The 17172-nt window shown below is 70.8% G+C and carries 16 protein-coding genes; 12 read left to right on the top strand and 4 right to left on the bottom strand.

The annotated features are described in order from the left end of the window. The first annotated feature begins 73 nt into the window (after positions 1 to 73). The 4 genes from U8331_RS03780 to yczE all read left to right on the top strand — a co-directional run bounded on the left by U8331_RS03780 (position 74) and on the right by yczE (position 2826). Positions 74 to 595 carry a nitroreductase family protein gene (locus tag U8331_RS03780; RefSeq protein WP_481132299.1) on the top strand — a complete coding sequence of 174 codons (522 nt, stop codon included), beginning with the start codon at positions 74 to 76 and terminating at the stop codon, positions 593 to 595. Continuing rightward, entirely contained in the window at positions 595 to 1530 is a 936-nt protein-coding gene (locus tag U8331_RS03775; RefSeq protein ID WP_481132298.1) for a 5'-3' exonuclease, read from the top strand. Before U8331_RS03780 ends, U8331_RS03775 begins: the two co-directional genes overlap by 1 nt. A 43-nt stretch (positions 1531 to 1573) precedes the next feature. Next, entirely contained in the window at positions 1574 to 2125 is a 552-nt protein-coding gene (locus tag U8331_RS03770) for an NUDIX hydrolase (protein ID WP_481132297.1), read from the top strand. 92 nt (positions 2126 to 2217) lie between these two features. Beyond that, positions 2218 to 2826, top strand: coding sequence for a membrane protein YczE (gene yczE / locus U8331_RS03765; RefSeq protein WP_481132296.1), 609 nt, complete (start codon positions 2218 to 2220; stop codon positions 2824 to 2826). A 3-nt stretch (positions 2827 to 2829) separates the two neighbouring features. On the opposite strand, the gene pip is transcribed toward yczE, so the two are convergent. The 3 genes from pip to U8331_RS03750 form a co-directional block, all read right to left on the bottom strand. After that, positions 2830 to 3771, bottom strand: coding sequence for a prolyl aminopeptidase (gene pip, locus U8331_RS03760; protein ID WP_481132295.1), 942 nt, complete (start codon positions 3769 to 3771; stop codon positions 2830 to 2832). Positions 3772 to 3833: 62 nt separating this feature from the next. After that, positions 3834 to 4658: a peptide chain release factor N(5)-glutamine methyltransferase gene (gene prmC, locus U8331_RS03755; protein ID WP_481132294.1), complete on the bottom strand. Its 825-nt coding sequence runs from the start codon at positions 4656 to 4658 to the stop codon at positions 3834 to 3836. A 390-nt stretch (positions 4659 to 5048) separates the two neighbouring features. Then, positions 5049 to 7757 carry a M1 family metallopeptidase gene (locus U8331_RS03750; RefSeq protein WP_481132293.1) on the bottom strand — a complete coding sequence of 903 codons (2709 nt, stop codon included), beginning with the start codon at positions 7755 to 7757 and terminating at the stop codon, positions 5049 to 5051. A gap of 324 nt (positions 7758 to 8081) precedes the next feature. Here U8331_RS03750 and ahpC point away from each other — a divergent pair, with 324 nt between their 5' ends. From ahpC to U8331_RS03735, 3 genes are all read left to right on the top strand, one after another. Then, complete coding sequence (ahpC, locus tag U8331_RS03745) at positions 8082 to 8645, top strand: alkyl hydroperoxide reductase subunit C (protein WP_481132292.1); 564 nt, start codon at positions 8082 to 8084, stop codon at positions 8643 to 8645. Positions 8646 to 8901: 256 nt separating this feature from the next. Then, positions 8902 to 10479 carry an alkyl hydroperoxide reductase subunit F gene (gene ahpF, locus U8331_RS03740; protein WP_481132291.1) on the top strand — a complete coding sequence of 526 codons (1578 nt, stop codon included), beginning with the start codon at positions 8902 to 8904 and terminating at the stop codon, positions 10477 to 10479. 61 nt (positions 10480 to 10540) lie between these two features. Continuing rightward, positions 10541 to 11455: a LysR substrate-binding domain-containing protein gene (locus U8331_RS03735; protein WP_481132290.1), complete on the top strand. Its 915-nt coding sequence runs from the start codon at positions 10541 to 10543 to the stop codon at positions 11453 to 11455. Positions 11456 to 11771: 316 nt separating this feature from the next. Here the strand turns inward: U8331_RS03735 and U8331_RS03730 are convergent, their stop codons facing one another. Continuing rightward, positions 11772 to 12044 (bottom strand): putative signal transducing protein, encoded by a 273-nt coding sequence (locus U8331_RS03730; protein WP_481132289.1) that lies wholly within the window; start codon positions 12042 to 12044, stop codon positions 11772 to 11774. A 170-nt stretch (positions 12045 to 12214) separates the two neighbouring features. Between U8331_RS03730 and U8331_RS03725 the strand changes: the two genes are divergently transcribed. The 5 genes from U8331_RS03725 (at position 12215) to U8331_RS03705 (ending at position 17121) form a co-directional block, all read left to right on the top strand. Next, a complete protein-coding gene (locus U8331_RS03725) occupies positions 12215 to 13975 on the top strand; it encodes a glutamine--tRNA ligase/YqeY domain fusion protein (protein ID WP_481132288.1) in 1761 nt (586 codons plus the stop codon). 25 nt (positions 13976 to 14000) lie between these two features. Continuing rightward, on the top strand, positions 14001 to 14504 hold the full coding sequence (locus tag U8331_RS03720; protein ID WP_481132287.1) for a hypothetical protein: 504 nt from the start codon (positions 14001 to 14003) through the stop codon (positions 14502 to 14504). After that, positions 14504 to 15079, top strand: coding sequence for a nucleoside deaminase (locus U8331_RS03715; RefSeq protein ID WP_481132286.1), 576 nt, complete (start codon positions 14504 to 14506; stop codon positions 15077 to 15079). Before U8331_RS03720 ends, U8331_RS03715 begins: the two co-directional genes overlap by 1 nt. Positions 15080 to 15155: 76 nt before the next feature. Beyond that, the gene (rlmM, locus tag U8331_RS03710; protein WP_481132285.1) at positions 15156 to 16211 is read left to right on the top strand and encodes a 23S rRNA (cytidine(2498)-2'-O)-methyltransferase RlmM; all 1056 of its coding nucleotides are present in this window, start codon (positions 15156 to 15158) and stop codon (positions 16209 to 16211) included. Positions 16212 to 16326: 115 nt separating this feature from the next. Continuing rightward, positions 16327 to 17121, top strand: a complete 795-nt coding sequence (locus U8331_RS03705; RefSeq protein ID WP_481132284.1) for a hypothetical protein — start codon at positions 16327 to 16329, stop codon at positions 17119 to 17121. Positions 17122 to 17172 lie beyond the last annotated feature (51 nt).

The following is a 17172-nucleotide window of genomic DNA, read 5'->3' as shown; positions in this document are numbered from 1 at the left end:
ACTTCCGCCGGCCTTTCCCGGTTCGCCCGGGGGTCCGCTGGCCCCTCTCGATGCCCGGCTTTCGGTGCCGGCGATGCAGCTCGGTGCACCGGGTCCGGACGACCCCACGCTGCTGCGCCTGCTGCGCAGCGCGGTGCGCGTGCCGGACCACGGCAAACGGGTGCCGTTCCGTTTCATCCGCCTGCGCGGCGACGCCCGGCGGGTGTTCGGCGAACGGTTGGCAACCCGTCACCTGGAGATCGATCCGGACCTCAGCGACGCGGTGCTCGACAAGGACCGCGGGCGCTGGCTGCATGCGCCGCTGATCGTGATCGTGGTGGCCCGGCTCGGCCCCGATCCCAAGATTCCCGAGCAGGAGCGCCTGCTGACCGCCGGCTGCACCTGCTTCGCTCTGCTGCAGGCGGCGCAGATGGTCGGCTTCCGCGGCACCTGGCTGACCGGCTGGGCGGCCTACGACCGCGAGGTCGCGCGGATGCTCGGGCTGGCCGAGGACGAACACGTGGTCGGCTTCGTCCACATCGGCACGCCGGCGGTCGACGTCCCCGAACGTGAGCGACCCGATCCGGCCGACCTGCTCAGCGAGTGGACGCCGTGATGGGCGACGGCGCTCCCGTCGCGCGCGCGCCGGCCAATACGCTCTACCTCGTCGACGCCAGCCTGTACGTGTTCCGCGCGTGGCATTCGATGCCCGACGAGTTCCGCGATGCCGACGGCTGGCCGACCAACGCGGTGCACGGCTTCGCCCGGTTCCTGCTGGAACTGCTCGACCGCGCGCGTCCGCAGCACATCGCCATCGCCTTCGACGAGGCGCTGGACTCGTGCTTCCGCAACGCGCTCTACCCGGCCTACAAGGCCAACCGCGAACCGGCGCCGGAGGAGCTGCGGCGGCAGTTCGGCCAGTGCAAGGCGCTGTGCGAAGCGCTCGGCCTGAGCGTGCTGGCCCACGTCGAGTACGAGGCCGACGACCTGATCGGCAGCGCCTGCCACCGCGCCCGCGCGCACGGCTTCCGTTCGGTGATCGTCTCGGCCGACAAGGACCTGTCGCAGCTGCTGGGCGAGCACGACGAGCAGTGGGACTTCGCCCGCGCCCAGCGCTGGGGCGCCGACGGGGTGCCGGCGCGCCACGGCGTGCACGCGCACCAGCTGGCCGACTACCTCGCACTGACCGGCGACGCGGTCGACAACATCCCCGGCGTGCCCGGCATCGGCGCCAAGACCGCGGCCGCGCTGCTGGCCCACTTCGGCAGCCTCGACGCGCTGCTGGAACGGGTCGAGGAGGTGCCGTTCCTGCGCCTGCGCGGCGCCGCGGCGTGTGCCGCGCGGCTGCGTACCCACCGCGCGCAGGCACTGCTGTGCCGCCAGCTGGCGACGATCGCCTGCGAGGTGCCGCTGGACGCCGCGCACGGCCATTTCGCGCGCCGCGCCGCCGACGGTGACCGCCTTGGACGGTTGTGCGATGCGCTGCGGTTCGGACCGATGACGCGGCGCCGGCTGCACGACGCGGCGGGCATCGCGTTCGCACCCGCATGAACGGGACCGTGAATCGGCCACCGGCGACGGGTAGGATCGCTGCATGACCGGACACGACGACGACACCCCCGAAATCCTCTACGAAGGTCCCTGGCTGCGGATGGTCCGGCGTGGCCGCTGGGAATACGCCGAGCGCACCCACGGCAACGGCATGGCGGTGATCATCATCGCCGTGACCCCCGACGACGAGGTGCTGTTCGTCGAGCAGTTCCGGGTACCGATCGGCAAGCGCACCATCGAAATGCCGGCCGGGCTGGTGGGTGACGACCATGCCCACGACACGTTCGAAATCGCCGCCCATCGCGAACTGATCGAGGAAACCGGCTGGGAGCCGGGCCGCGTCGACGTGCTGCTGACCGGCCCGACCTCAGCCGGCATGAGCAGCGAACGCATCGCCTTCGTGCGCGCCCGCGAGCTCAGGCGCGTCGGGGCCGGCGGCGGGGTCGACAACGAAGACATCCTGGTCCACCACGTGCCCCGTTCGCACGCCCCCGCCTGGCTGATGCAGAAGCACCGCGAGGGGTACGAGATCGACCTCAAGCTGTGGGCCGGATTGTGGATGATCGACCGCAACCCGGACGGCTCGCCGGCCTGACGGCGCCACGCCACACGCAGCGTTCCACCGGCGTGCCGGCCTGCACGCCGGTCACGGCCTAGACTGGCCGTCCCTTCCCGTTCCCGCCGCACATGCCACGTCGGCTCCTCCAGCTGTTCCTGGGCCTGGTCGCCTACGGCCTGTCGATGATGCTGCTGGTGCAGGCCGGCCTCGGGCTGATGCCGTGGGACGTGCTGCACCAGGGCCTGGCGCTGCAGGGCGGCTGGACGATGGGCCAGGTCGCGATCGCGGTCGGCTTCCTCGTGCTGCTGGTGTGGATTCCGATCCACCAGCGCCCCGGCTTCGGCACCATCTGCAACGTCGTGGTGATCGGGCTGGTGTTCGACGCCGGCATGGCGTGGGCCGGCGACGCGTTTGCCGGCATCGGCCTGCCGCAGCGGATTGCGCTGCTGGCCGGCGGCATCGTGCTCAACGGCGCGGCGACCGCGGCCTACATCGGCGCACGCTTCGGCCCCGGCCCGCGCGACGGCCTGATGACCGGGCTGGCGCGGCGCACCGGCTGGTCGGTGCGGCTGATCCGCACCCTGATCGAGGGCGGCGTGCTGGTCGCGGGCTTCGCGCTGGGCGGTACGCTCGGGCTCGGCACCCTCGCCTACGCGCTGGCGATCGGCCCGCTGATCCAGACGATGCTGGCGTGGTTCGACCGCCCCGCGCGCCCGTGCGCGGCCGGGGCGGCGTAGCTCTCAGGCGAAGGCGTCGGTGGCGCGCACGAGTGCGTCGACGTTCTCGGCTTCGAACGCGGAGTGGCCCGAGGCCGGGGTGATCACCAGCTCGGCCTTCGGCCAGGCCCTGTGCAGGTCGGTGGCGTTCTGCACCGGGCAGACCACGTCATAGCGGCCGTGCACGATCACGCCCGGGATGTCGGCGATGTTGCCGGCGTCACGCAGCAGCTGGTCGTCGGCCTCGAAGAAGCCGCTGTTGACGAAGTAGTGGTTCTCGATGCGGGCGAACGCCAGCGCGAACTGCGGGTCCTCGTGGCTGTTGGCGAAGTCCTCGTCGATGTGCAGGAAGCTGGTCGCGCCCTCCCATACGCTCCACGCCTTGGCCGCGGCCAACCGGGTCTTCTCGTCGTCGCTGGTCAGCCGGCGGTGGAACGCGCTGATCAGGTCGTGCCGCTCGGTGACCGGGATCGCCTTGAGGTAGTGCTCCCACGCTTCCGGGAACAACCGGTTGGCGCCCTCCTGGTAGAACCATTCCAGTTCCCAGCGACGCAGCATGAAGATGCCGCGCAGGACCAGCTCGCTGACACGCTTCGGGTGCGTCTCGGCGTAGGCGAGCGCGAGGGTCGAGCCCCAGCTGCCGCCGAACACCTGCCAGCACTCGATGCCGAGCTTCACCCGCAGCTTCTCGATGTCCTCGACCAGGTGCCAGGTGGTGTTGTCGACCAGGTCGGCATGCGGGGTCGAGCGGCCGCTGCCGCGCTGGTCGAACAGCACGATCCGGTACTTCTCCGGGTCGTGGAAGCGGCGCATCTTGTCGCTGCAGCCGCCGCCCGGGCCGCCGTGCAGCAGCACCACCGGCTTGCCGTCGGGGTTGCCGCACTGCTCGTAATAGAGCGTGTGGCGCTCGTCGACATTGAGGGTCCCGGTGTCGTAGGGCTGGATCTCGGGGTAGAGGCTGCGCATGCGGACGGCTCGGCGGCGTGTGGGGCCGACCAGTCTAGCGACGGTGCGCAGGCGCCGCAGCCTCAGCCGGAGCGCCGGCCGACGGTGACGCGGTCGCGCTGTTCGAGATCGCGCGCGGTGTCGACCGATGCGAGTCCGGCGGCGCGGAACAGCGCGCGGACCGCCTCTCCCTGGTCGTAACCGTGTTCGACCAGCAGCCAGCCGTCCGGCCGCAGGTGCGCCGGCGCGGCGGCGGCGATGACGCGGATCGCGTCGAGGCCGTCGGCGCCGGAAGCCAGCGCGCTGACCGGCTCGAAGCGCAGGTCGCCACGGCCGAGGTGGACATCGTCCTCGGCGATGTACGGCGGGTTGCTGGCGATCAGGTCGAAGCGCTCGCCCGCCAGCGGCGCGAACCAGTCGCCGTGGCGGAAGGCGATGTTGCCCAGCGACAGCGCGCGGGCGTTGGCCGCGGCGACCTCGAGCGCGGCGGCGCTGGCATCGGTGGCGAGCACCTCGGCAAGCGGCCGCTCGCGGGCGATCGCCAGCGCGATCGCGCCGCTGCCGGTGCCGAGGTCGACGACGCGCAGCGGCTGGCCGGCGGGCAGGCGTTCGAGCGCGAGTTCGACCAGCAGCTCGGTCTCCGCGCGCGGGATCAGGGTCGCCGGGCCGACCTGCAGGTCGAGGCTCCAGAAGCCGCGGCGGCCGGTGATGTAGGCGACCGGCTCGCCGCCGCGACGGCGCGCGAGCAGCGCCTCGAACATCGCCGTGGCGGCGGCGTCGAGCTCGTCGTCACCGTGCGCGTAGAGCCAGCTGCGCGGCCGGCCGAGCCCGTGGCACAGCAGCAGCTCGGCGTCGCCGGGTTCAAGCCCGGCGCGAGCGTCGCGGAGGATGGAGTCGATTCGGGCCATCGAAACGGAACGGAGCCGGCCGGGTGTCTGGAGTCCGGCGCGATGGTACGCGAGGCCGCCCGCCGCGAGGCACGCCGCCACCACCTGACGTAGGAGCGACGTAAGTCGCGACCGGGGTGTATTCGCCGAAGGCCCGAAGCCCGCCCAGGTGGAATGTCACCCGAAGACGGACGGGTTCGGCGATGGGGCGCTGCTGGATCCCGGTGCTCTTGTAGGAGCGGCTTCAGCCGCGATCGGAAACCGGCGCGGGCGCACGGTTCCACGATCGCGGCTGAAGCCGCTCCTACAAAATGCGCCCGGCGTTCGCGTCTCGAGGATGGCGACGCGATGCTTTCGCGGGTCGCGGGATGGAGGCGACCACCGGCCGCCTCCACCTCCCGCCGTAGCCCGTCAGTACTCGATCGGCTGCCCTTGGCGCGCCGTCTTCGCCGCAGCACACAGTCCGATCGCCTCGACCGTCTGCTTCAGATCCAGCGGGCCGCCCTCGATCGTCTCCATCCGCTCGCCGAACCGCTGTTGCAGGTCGGCCGCCTCGGCGGTACTGCACATGCCGGCGGCGTAGGCGCTGGCGATCGCCGAACCGCCCGGGGCGAGCTTGGCCTGCAGCGCGTCGTAGTTCGCTTCCAGCCATTCGCGCAGGGCCGGGCGGTTTTCCGGCTCGCTGGCCTGGCTGAAGACCACGTAGTAGATCTCGTTGAGCCGCAGCAGCCCCGGTTCCAGCACGAAGGCGCGCGCCCGCTCGGCCAGCGCCGGGTCGGTCACGCTGCCCATCGCCGACAGCAGTTCGCGGCGGATCACCGCGTCCTGGCTGGCGCGCAGGTGCTTCTCGGCGAGGTCGAACGCGGCTGCGCCGCCTTCCTGCACCGCCACCGACACCGCGGTGTCGCGCAGGTCCTGCGGCACCGCTTCAGGATCCAGCAGGCCGTCTCCGCCCAGCCCGAGGACCGTGTTGCCGCGCTGCACGAACTCCGAACGAACGGCCGGGTCCTCCAGCGTTTCGGCGAAGTAGCCGATCAGGCTGCTGCGCAGCAGGCGGTCGTCGTCGCTCTCGCCCGCCTTCGATGCCATGCCCAGCGCCTCCAGCCGCGGGCGGTAGATATCGGCGAAGTGCGCACGCAGGTCGGCGCGGGCGGCTTCGTCGTCGAGCAGGTACTCCGCGATCCAGTCGACGTTGCCCATGCCGGCGGTCGCGGTCTGGCGGGCGTCGGCGGTGGCGAACTGCGGCAGCGCGGCGATCATCTGCGACACGGTCAGCTCGCCGGCGCCATACGCCGCGGCGGCCGAGTCGGCGTAGACGCGCTGCTCGCGCTCGTCGAGCTGTTCGAAGGCGTCCGACAGCGACTGCTGCCACTTCGGCGCCAGCGCGAAGCGGTAGTAGCCGGCGCCGTGCGCGTTGGGCATCACCCAGGCCGGGCAGGACTGCGCCTGCTCCAGCTCGAACCGGGCCTGTGCGCCCTCGACCAGGCCGCACTGCTCGTGCACGGTGCCGTCCGCCGCGTAGCGCACGCACATGGGGATGCCCCAGGTCTGGTCCGCGCTCGCGGTGGAGCCCAGCGGCAGGTAGCGCTGCTGCTGCAGCACCAGCGCCGGTGGCTGGCCATCGGCGCAGTCGACGTCGACCTTGACCATCGGCACGCCGGGCTGGTCGATGAAGCCCAGGAACGCGCGCTTGATGCCTTCGGGCTCGTCGCCGTGCGCCGCGATGGCGTCGATCAGGTCGGTGCTGGTCGCGTTGCCGCGGGCATTGGCCCGGAGGTAGTCACGCACGCCTTCGCGGAAGTTGGCCTCGCCGACGTAGTTCTCGAACATCGACAGCACCGCCCCGCCCTTCTGGTAGGTGATGCCGTCGAACGCCGACTGGATCTGGGTGAAGTCGCCGATCGGCTGGTGGATGCGGCGGGTGCTGGCGAGGCTGTCGGCGCCCATCGCGCGCAGGCCGCCCTCGAGGATGTTGCGATCGGTGTGGAAGCCCGGCTGCAGCTGGCCGGTGATCTTGTTGCCCATCCAGGTCGCGAACGCCTCGTTGAGCCAGAGGTCGTCCCACCATTCCATCGTGACCAGGTTGCCGAACCACTGGTGCGCCAGCTCGTGCGCGCTGACGCCCCAGAAGCCCTGGCGCTGGCCGACCGAGGAGTCCTCGTCGAGCAGCATCAGGGTGTCGCGGTAGACGATCAGGCCGGCGTTCTCCATCGCGCCGGCGCCGAAGTCGGGCGCGGCGACGTTGTCGAGCTTGGCGAACGGGTACGGGATGCCGAAGTAGTCCTCCAGCGCATGGACGATCGGCGGCGTGTTTTCCAGCGAATAGCGCATGCGCGCGCCCTGGTCTCTGGCCGCGACGCCGCGCAGCGGGATCGGCCGGCTGCGCTCGCCGTGCGGGGCGATGTCCTGCCCGACCGGCACGTCCCAGGGCCCGACCACGAACGCCAGCAGATAACTCGGCAGCGCCTCGGTCCGCTTGAAGGTCACCTTCTTCCAGCCGTCCCCGAGCGCCTCGGTGTCCACCTCGGGACCGTTGGCGATCGCGGTGTCGTCGGCCGGCACCACCAGGGTGACCTCCCACGGCTGCTTGAAACTCGGCTCATCGAACCCGGGGAACGTGCTGCGCGCGCCCAGCGGCTCCATCTGGGTGACCACGTAGTCCTCGCCGTCGGGCTTGACCCGGTAGGCGCCCATCAGGTTGCCGTAGGGCGCCTCGAAGGCGATCTCGATGTCGACCTTGCCGGCCGGCACGGTATCGGCGGCCGCCAGTTTCAACACGCCGGAGACATGCACCTGCTCGGCATCGAGCGCGATCCGGCGGCCGTCCGCCAGCACCGCCTCGGCGCGGCCGATGTCGAGGTCGCGACCGTGCATCCAGATCACGTCGGTGGGCTCCGCCACGTCGGCGTGGATCACCGTCGTGCCGGAGAAGCGCGGCTGCGCCGGGTCCAGCCTGAGTTCGAGTTCGACCAGCGACGGCACCACCGTGCGCGGCAGCCGGCCGGTGGGCACCGCCGTGTCGGCCGGCGCCGGCGCGGTGCCGGCGTCCTGCGCGAGGGCGACGGCGGGTACGGCCAGCGCGAGGGCGATGGCACAGGCGAGATGGCGGATGCGTTGCATTGGCGGCTCCCCGGTTGGAATGACTCCGACCTTAACGAGCGTCTCCGCCGGCGACCCATGACGATAGTCATGCCCGCCCGTTTGCGGATCCCCGATAGACGCTTGAAGCGGCAGCGACGGTGCTGCCGGTCGCTCGCGCAGGAGGGTCATCAATCGCGCTTGCCTAACGACCGCTGGCGAATCCTTCGTCCGGTGCGTGCCTGGACTGAAGCACACGATAGTCCGCACCTATCAATGCAATTCCATCAATCGATTTTACCGAATCGATTGATGCACCTAACATGGCCGCATTCCCGTTCACCCACCCAGAGAAGGAACCCACGAATGTCCCTGATCAACACCGCAATCAAGCCGTTCAAGGCCCAGGCCTTCAAGGAAGGCAAGTTCATCGAAGTCAGCGAGGCCGACCTGAAGGGCAAGTGGTCGGTGGTCTTCTTCTACCCGGCCGACTTCACCTTCGTCTGCCCGACCGAGCTCGAGGACCTGGCCGACAAGTACGAAGAGCTGCAGAAGATGGGCGTGGAGGTCTACAGCGTCTCGACCGACACCCACTTCTCGCACAAGGCGTGGCACGACTCGTCGCCGGCGATCGGCAAGATCAAGTACACGATGGTCGGCGACCCGACCGGCGTGATCAGCAACAACTTCCAGGTGATGCGCGAAGGCCAGGGCCTGGCCGACCGCGGCACCTTCGTGATCGACCCGGACGGCATCATCCAGGCAATGGAAGTCACCGCCGAGGGCATCGGCCGCGACGCCAACGACCTGCTGCGCAAGGTCAAGGCCGCCCAGTACGTCGCCAGCCACCCGGGCGAGGTGTGCCCGGCCAAGTGGAAGGAAGGCGAGAAGACCCTCGCGCCGTCGCTCGACCTGGTCGGCAAGATCTGATCCACGCGGTCCGATCACACGCTGCGCGGCAGCCGGGGTCCCCATGACCCCGGTCTGCCGGGGAGCCGGGCGGCGACGCCCGGCCTTCCCACCCGCTTCATTCACCGCACTGGCGGTTGCTTGCATCAGCGGCCTGGGCCGCGCCCGGCTCCCGCGGACTCCCCTTCCCGGCCGGCTCCCTCCCTCCCGGTCCAGGCCGCTCCTGCAAGCGCCCGCACACCCGCCCTCCCCTTTTCCATTCACTGGAGCCATTGCCATGCTCGACGCCAACCTCAAGGCCCAGTTGACGGCCTACCTCGAAAAACTGACCCAGCCGATCGAGCTGGTCGCCTCGCTGGACGACAGCGACAAGTCGCGCGAACTGGACGCACTGCTGCAGGACATCGCCTCGCTGTCGGACAAGATCACCGTGCGCGCCGGTGACGACGCCCGCAGGCCGTCGTTCGCCATCGTCCGTGCCGGTACCGATGTCGCCGTGCACTTCGCCGCGATCCCGATGGGCCACGAGTTCACTTCGCTGGTGCTGGCGCTGCTGCAGGTCGGTGGCCATCCGCCGAAGATCGAGGAGGAGCTGGCCAACCAGGTCCGCGACCTCGAGGGCGAGTTCCACTTCGAGACGTTCATGTCGCTGTCGTGCCAGAGCTGCCCGGACACGGTGCAGGCGCTGAACCTGATGAGCGTGCTGAACTCCAACATCCACCACGTCGCGATCGACGGCGCGCTGTACCAGGAGGAGGTCGAGGCGCGCGAGATCATGTCGGTGCCGACCGTGTTCCTCAACGGCCAGCCGTTCGACCAGGGCCGGATGACGATCGAGCAGGTCGTGGCCAGGCTCGACACCGGCGCCGCCGAGCGCGAAGCCGAGAAGATCAAGGGCAAGGAGGCGTTCGACGTGCTGGTGGTCGGTGGCGGCCCCGCCGGCGCCGCGGCGGCGATCTACGCCGCGCGCAAGGGCATCCGCACCGGCGTGGCGGCCGAGCGTTTCGGCGGCCAGGTGCTCGACACCATGGCGATCGAGAACTTCATTTCGGTGCAGTACACCGAAGGCCCGAAGCTCGGCGTGGCGCTGGAGCAGCACGTGCGCGAGTACGACGTCGACGTGATGAACCTGCAGCGGGCGACGAAACTGGTGCCGGCCAGCGAGCCGGGCGGGCTGGTCGAGGTGCAGCTGGAGAACGGCGCCTCGCTGAAGTCGCGCAGCGTGATCCTGTCCACCGGGGCGCGCTGGCGGCAGATGGGCGTGCCCGGCGAGGAGCAGTACCGCAACCGGGGCGTGGCCTACTGCCCGCACTGCGACGGGCCGCTGTTCAAGGGCAAGCGGGTGGCGGTGATCGGCGGCGGCAATTCCGGCGTGGAGGCGGCGATCGACCTGGCCGGCATCGTCGAGCACGTGACCCTGATCGAATTCGACACGCAGATGCGCGCCGACGAGGTGCTGCAGCGCAAGCTGCGCAGCCTGGGCAACGTCGACATCCTGCTCAACGCGCAGACCACCGAGGTGCTCGGCGACGGCCAGAAGGTCACCGGCCTGGTCTACAAGGACCGCGCGACGGGCGCGTCGAGCACCGTCGAGCTGGCCGGCATCTTCGTCCAGATCGGTCTGCTGCCCAACACCGAGTGGCTGAAGGGCACGCTGGAGCTGAGCCCGCGCGGCGAAATCGTGATCGACGACCGCGGCGCGACCTCGATGCCGGGCGTATTCGCCGCCGGCGACGCGACCACGGTGCCGTACAAGCAGATCGTCATCGCCATGGGCGCCGGTTCGACCGCGGCACTGAGCGCGTTCGACCACCTGATCCGCACGTCCGCGCCGGCGCAGCAGCAGGCCGCCTGAGCATGAGCCCTCTCCCCACCGCGGGAGAGGGACCCGCGCCGCCCGTCCACGGACGCCTGCCATGAACCTGCGCGACCTCAAGTACCTGGTGGCCCTGGCCGACCACAAGCATTTCGGCCGGGCCGCCGCGGCCAGCTTCGTCAGCCAGCCCACCCTGTCGACCCAGATCCGCAAGCTGGAGGACGAACTGGGCGTGGCGCTGGTCGAGCGCGCGCCGCGGCGGGTGATGCTCACGCCGGTCGGGATCGACATCGCCCAGCGCGCGCGCAAGGTGATCGCCGAGGTCGACCAGATGGCCGAGATCGCCCGCCGCAGCCAGGATCCGGAGGCCGGCACGGTCAAGCTCGGGCTGTTCCCGACGCTGGCGCCGTACCTGCTCCCGCACGTGCTGCCGGCCGTGCGCGAACGATTCCCGCGCCTGGAGCTGCTGCTGGTCGAGGAGAAGACCGACCGCATCCTCGACCGCCTGCGCGACGGCCGGCTCGACGCCGGCATCCTGGCGCTGCCGCTGCACGACGAGCAGTTGCACCTGGAGCCGCTATTCGACGAACCCTTCGTGCTGGCGGTGCCGCGCAGCCATCCGATGGCCGGACAGGAGCGCCTGCGCCTGCGGGAGCTCGACGACCGTCATCTGCTGCTGCTCGAGGAAGGCCATTGCCTGCGCGACCAGGCGCTGGAGGTATGCCGCATGGCCGGCGCCGATGAGCGCGACGGTTTCCGCGCCACCAGCCTGGAGACCCTGCGGCAGATGGTCGCCGCCGGCGTCGGCATCACCCTGCTGCCGGTGCTGGCCGTGCAGCCGCCGGTGCCGGCCTCGCCCGACATCGCCCTGGTGCCGTTCCAGGGCAGTGCTCCGCACCGCCAGATCGCGATGGTGTGGCGCAAGAGCTCGGCGATGGATGGATTTTTGCGGCAGCTCGCCGCCGAATTCCGCAAGTTGCCGGCGGCGTTGCTGGAGCCGCCGCCGGGCGGATGACGCGGCGGCGGTACCGACCACCCGCAGGTGTCGGAGGCGCGAGTTTCGGCAGTGCGGATGAGCCGGCGCCCCGGTCGTGGATACCAGCTTGTTGGTCGTGTTTGTCACGGTTCCCGTAGGAGCGACGTGAGTCGCGACCGAGGTAGCACCTCCAACGTTCGGCGGGTCGCGACTCACGTCGCCCCTCCATCGAAAGCGAACCGGAACCGGAGCGTTGGCAGTCGCCCACCGGCAATCCCGCGACCGGCACAACCGCCCGGACCGCCGAGCACGTACCCCGCACAACTCACCGCGACAACGACGCCCGCAACACTCCTTACGCCGGCAACACCCCATCGACCCAGCCGGCCGCGTCGTCCTCCCCATCCGCCGGCGCTCCCAGCCCCAGCCCCAGCGCCGCGACCACCTCGCGCGCCTGCGGCCACGCCACGTCCGGCACGCACACCTGCACTACCCCGAACAGCGGCAGCTCGCCCATACCACCGACCAGCGCCTCGCCTTTCAGGAATACCGGGATCTCCGCCGCTTCCAGCGCGTGGCGGACGAGGTGGGCGTCGATGATGTTCGCGGCGTCGTAGACGACCTTCATGGCGTGGCTCCGGCGGGTTGATCGCGAGGATACGCGCGCCGGCGTGAATCGCCGGGGCTTCGGAAACAGCCTCCGCCATTCCCGTCGACGCGTGCAACGACACCACGCCGGTCCGGCGCTACGAGACAGGGCCGGCTAAACTGCCCGCTTCCCCACGCTCCCGCCGTCGCATGTCCACCAATACGCCCCCCGCCGACCTTCGCGCCGATGACAACGCTGCGCCCGTGCGCCAGGACTTCATCCGCCAGATCGTCCGCGACGATCTCGCCAGCGGCAAGCACGACGCGGTCAAGACCCGTTTTCCGCCCGAACCCAACGGCTACCTGCACATCGGCCACGCCAAGGCGATCTGCCTGGACTTCGGCATCGCCGCCGAGTTCGGTGGCGTCTGCAACCTGCGACTGGACGACACCAACCCGGCCAAGGAAGACCCCGAGTACGTCCGCGCGATCCAGGACGACGTGCGCTGGCTGGGCTTCGAGTGGAACGAGCTGCGCCACGCCTCGGACTATTTCGAGGTGTTCTACCTCGCGGCCGAGAAGCTGATCCGGCAGGGCGATGCGTTCGTCTGCGACCTGACGGCCGAGCAGGTGCGCGAGTACCGCGGCACGCTGACCGAGCCGGGCCGCAAGTCGCCGTTCCGCAACCGCGGCGTCGAGGAGAACCTCGACCTGTTCCGCCGCATGCGCGCCGGCGAGTTCGCCGACGGCAGCCGCACCCTGCGCGCCAGGATCGACATGGCCAGCGGCAACATCAACCTGCGCGACCCGGCGCTGTACCGGGTCAAGAAGGTGCCGCACCAGAACACCGGCGACGCCTGGCCGATCTACCCGATGTACGACTACGCCCACTCGCTGAGCGATGCGATCGAGGGCATCACCCACTCGCTGTGCACGCTGGAGTTCGAGGACCACCGGCCGCTGTACGACTGGTGCGTCGACCGGGTCGACCTCGCCGGCTCGCCGGAGCTGCTGGAGCCGCTGACCGGCAACGGCCTGCCGTTCGAGGCGCGCAAGCCGCGCCAGATCGAGTTCTCCCGCGCCAACCTCAACTACACGGTGATGAGCAAGCGCAAGCTGATGGCGCTGGTGCAGGCCGGGCTGGTCGACGGCTGGGACGACCCGCGCATGCCGACCCTGCAGGGCATCCGCCGTCGCGGCTACACCCCGGCGTCGCTGCGGCTGTTCGCCGAGCGCCTGGGCGTCAGCAAGCAGAACTCGCTGATCGACTTCTCGGTGCTCGAAGGCTGCCTGCGCGAGGACCTCGACGCCGCCGCGCCGCGCCGGATGGCCGTGGTCGAACCGCTGAAGCTGGTGCTGGCCAACCTGCCCGACGACCACGCCGAGACGCTCACGTTCGCCAACCACCCGAAGGACGAGAGCTTCGGCAGCCGCGAGGTGCCGTTCTCGAACGAGCTGTGGATCGAACGCGACGACTTCGCCGAGGTGCCGCCGAAGGGCTTCAAGCGGCTGGTGCCCGGCGGCGAAGTGCGCCTGCGCGGCGCCGGCATCGTGCGCTGCGACGAGGTGATCAAGGACGGGGCCGGCAACGTGGTCCAACTGCGCGGCACGCTCGACCCCGAGTCGCGCCCGGGCATGGAAGGCGCCAACCGCAAGATCAAGGGCACCATCCACTGGGTCGACGCGCGCCGCGCGGTGCCGGCCGAGATCCGCCTGTACGACCGGCTGTTCAACGTCGCCGACCCGGACGACGATGCCGACGGCAAGACCTACCAGGACCACCTCAACCCGGACTCGCGCCGCACCACCACCGGCTTTGTGGAGCCGTCGGCGGCCGACGCTACCCCGGAGCAGTCGTTCCAGTTCGAGCGGCTCGGCTATTTCGTCGCCGACCGCCGCGACCACGCCGCCAGCGCGCCGGTGTTCAACCGCAGCGTCACGCTGCGTGACACCTGGGCCGGCAAGATCTGAGCCCGGGTCCTGAAGGAGCGACGCGATGAAGGTCCACATCCCTGTTTACCGCTGCCGGCCGGCGCTGGCGGCCCTCGCGCTGTCGTTGCTGCTCGGCGCGTGCGCTGCGCCGGCGCCCAACGGCGCCAACAGCCCCGTCGCGACCGATGCCGACCGGCAGGCCACCGCGACGCCGGATGCCACGGCACCCGACGCCCGTCCGCCGCAGTTGCCACCGGTGAAGCGTCCGGTCGAGCGGCCGTCGCTGGGACCCGGGCTGCCGGGCAGCGGCGGCGATGCCGCGCAAAGTGGCGGGGTGGCGGTCGACCGCAGTTGCGAAACCGATGCCGACTGCACCGTCAAGAACGTGGGCAACTGCTGCGGCGAATATCCCGCCTGCGTCAACGTGGACAGCCCGACCGACCCGGAGGGCGTCCAGGCCGCGTGCGCCAGGAGCGGCATGGCCTCGGTCTGCGGGTTCCCGGCGATCAGCAGTTGCCAGTGCGTGCAGGGCACCTGCCAGGGTGACAGCCGGGTGTTGCTCGACTGATGCTGTACGCACAGATCCACCTGACCCTGCCGGCCTGGGTCCACGAAGCCGTCGATACCGACCGCGCCTACCCCGGCGACGAGGACAAGGTCGGCCTCGCCGTCGAACTGTCGCGACACAACGTCGATGCCCGCAGCGGCGGGCCGTTCGGTGCCGCGGTGTTCGGCCCCGACCACCGCATCATCGCGGTCGGGGTGAACCGGGTACTGCCGCAGAACTGTTCGCTGGCCCACGCCGAGACGATGGCGTTCATGCTGGCCCAGCAGCGCACCCAGCGCGCACGCCTCAACGAGGTCGCGCCGGGCGTGCCGGCCGGCCCCGTCACCCTCGCCACCTCGGCCCAGCCGTGCTGCCAGTGCTACGGCGCCAGCTTCTGGGCCGGTATCGACCGATTGCTGATCGGCGCGCGCAGCGAGGATGTCGAGGCCTTGACCGAGTTCGACGAAGGCCCGCTGCCGGCCGACTGGACCGGCGAGCTGCAGCGCCGCGGCATCGACGTGGTACGGGACCTGTGCCGGGACCAGGCCTGCGCGGTGCTGCGCGACTATGGCCAACGCGGCGGCCCGGGTTATTGACGGCCCGGTCGCGCATCCGGATTCGCCCTGATCGACGCGGACGCGAGCCGCGCCGCCCCTGCCAAGGACTGCAAGCATGACCGACGCCCTGTTCTGCTGGTGCCGTGCCGGATTCGAACCGGAACTGGCGGCCGAGCTCACCGAGCGCGCCGCCCTCGCGGGCCAGCCCGGCTATGCGCGTACCGAACGTGGCTCGGGCTTCGTCGAATTCCTGGGAGGCGACGGTGCCGCGCTGTCGCGTGCGCTGCCGTTCGACCGGCTGGTGTTCGCCCGGCAGAAGCTGCTGCGGCTGGCCGACCTGCCGCGGCTGGACCCGACCGACCGGATCTCTCCGGTACTGGACGCGCTCAACGCGGCGACGCCGCGCGCGCCTTTCGGCGAGTTGTGGGTCGAACACCCCGATTCGGACACCGGCAAGCCGCTGGCCGGCCTCGCGCGCAGCTTCGGCAACGCGCTGCGGCCGTCACTGCGCAAGGCCGGCTGGCTGACCCCGCAGGACGACGCGCAACGGCCGCGGCTGCACGTGATCTTCCTCGGCGGGCACCACATCGTGCTCGCCAGCAGCGACCCGTCCGACAGCGCCCCGTGGCCGCTCGGCATCCCGCGCCTGCGCTCGCATCCCGACGCCCCCAGCCGCTCCGCGCTCAAGCTCGAGGAAGCGCTGCTGACCCTGCTCGACGCCGATGAGCGCTCCCGGCTGCTGCGCGACAACATGCAGGCCGCCGACCTCGGCGCCGCGCCCGGCGGCTGGACCTGGGTGCTGATGCGCCAGGGCATGAAGGTCACCGCGGTCGACAACGGCCCGCTGCGGCAGGCGCTGCTCGACAGCGGCCGGGTGGACCACCTGCGGGAAGACGGTTTCCTGTGGCAACCGCGGCGCCGGCTGGACTGGATGGTCTGCGACATGGTGGAGCAGCCGCGCCGGGTCGCCGACCGCATGGCGACATGGTTCCGCGAGGACTGGTGCCGGCACGCGGTGTTCAACCTCAAGCTGCCGATGAAGCGCCGCTGGGAGGAGACCCGAATCTGCCTGGAAGCTTTCGAGCACCAGGTGCACCGGCCGATGGTGGTGCGCGCGCGCCAGCTGTACCACGATCGCGAGGAGATCACCGTTTTCGCGACACCGGCGTGAGCGGACGGCCGTTCAGGGCACGGTACGGCCGGGTTCAGGCGGCATTGCGGGTTTATACGGGCGGTTGACCGCGCGACGCCTAACGTCGTCCCGTCCAACCGCCGCGAGGTAACCCATGAAGACCAAGCACCACGTTCTCGCCCTGGCGCTGCTGGCCGCGCTCGGCACCGGCGCCGCGGTCGCACAGGAGCCCATGACGGAAGTCGAAGCCGAGGTGCGCGCCACCGCCGACGCCGACGCCGCACTGGAAGCCGCCGAACAGGCCCGCCAGGAAGCCCGTACCGCACAGGAAGCCGCGGTGATCGCCGAGTCGATCAGCGACACCCCGGCCGCCAGCGTCCGGGGCGCGATGACTGCCGAGGCCACGGCCGAGATCGCCGACCGGGCGTCGATCGATGCTCAGGCAGCGGCGCACGAGGCCATCGAGGCGGCCGAGACCGCGGCCGGCGCGCATTCGGCGGCGGAGAACGGCGACCTGCAGGTACAGGCCGCGGTGCAGGCCGAACAGGCCGCGACCCGGGCGCGCCTCGCGACCGCGGTGGCGGACGACGCCAGTGACGTGGCCAAGGCGGCGGCCATAGCGACCGCCGACGCCACCACCGCCCCGCCCGTGCCGGCGGTACCGCCGACCCGCGTCGTCGCCCAGGTCGCCCCCGCCCCGCCGGCACAGCAGCCGGCGACCGCGCAGCCGGCCACCCCGCAGGTGATCGTCAACGAAAGCGCACCGCGCAACGTGGTCGGCGATTACTCGGTCGACTTCGGCGCAATGGACGCCGACGGCGACGGTGCCGTGAGCCGCGTCGAGGCCCGGGCGAACGCCACGCTGACCGCCGAGTTCGTGGCCGTCGATGTCGACAGCAACGGTCGCTTGAGTCCCGACGAACTGAAGGGCTGGGCACCGGGCGACTGATCGCCCGGGTGGAGGCGAACGCCCGGAAGCGAACACGAAGACGCCCCGCCC

It is taken from the genome of Lysobacter sp. CC-YZS074 (assembly GCF_056739745.1).
This window is presented reverse-complemented; position numbering and strand designations above follow the sequence as displayed.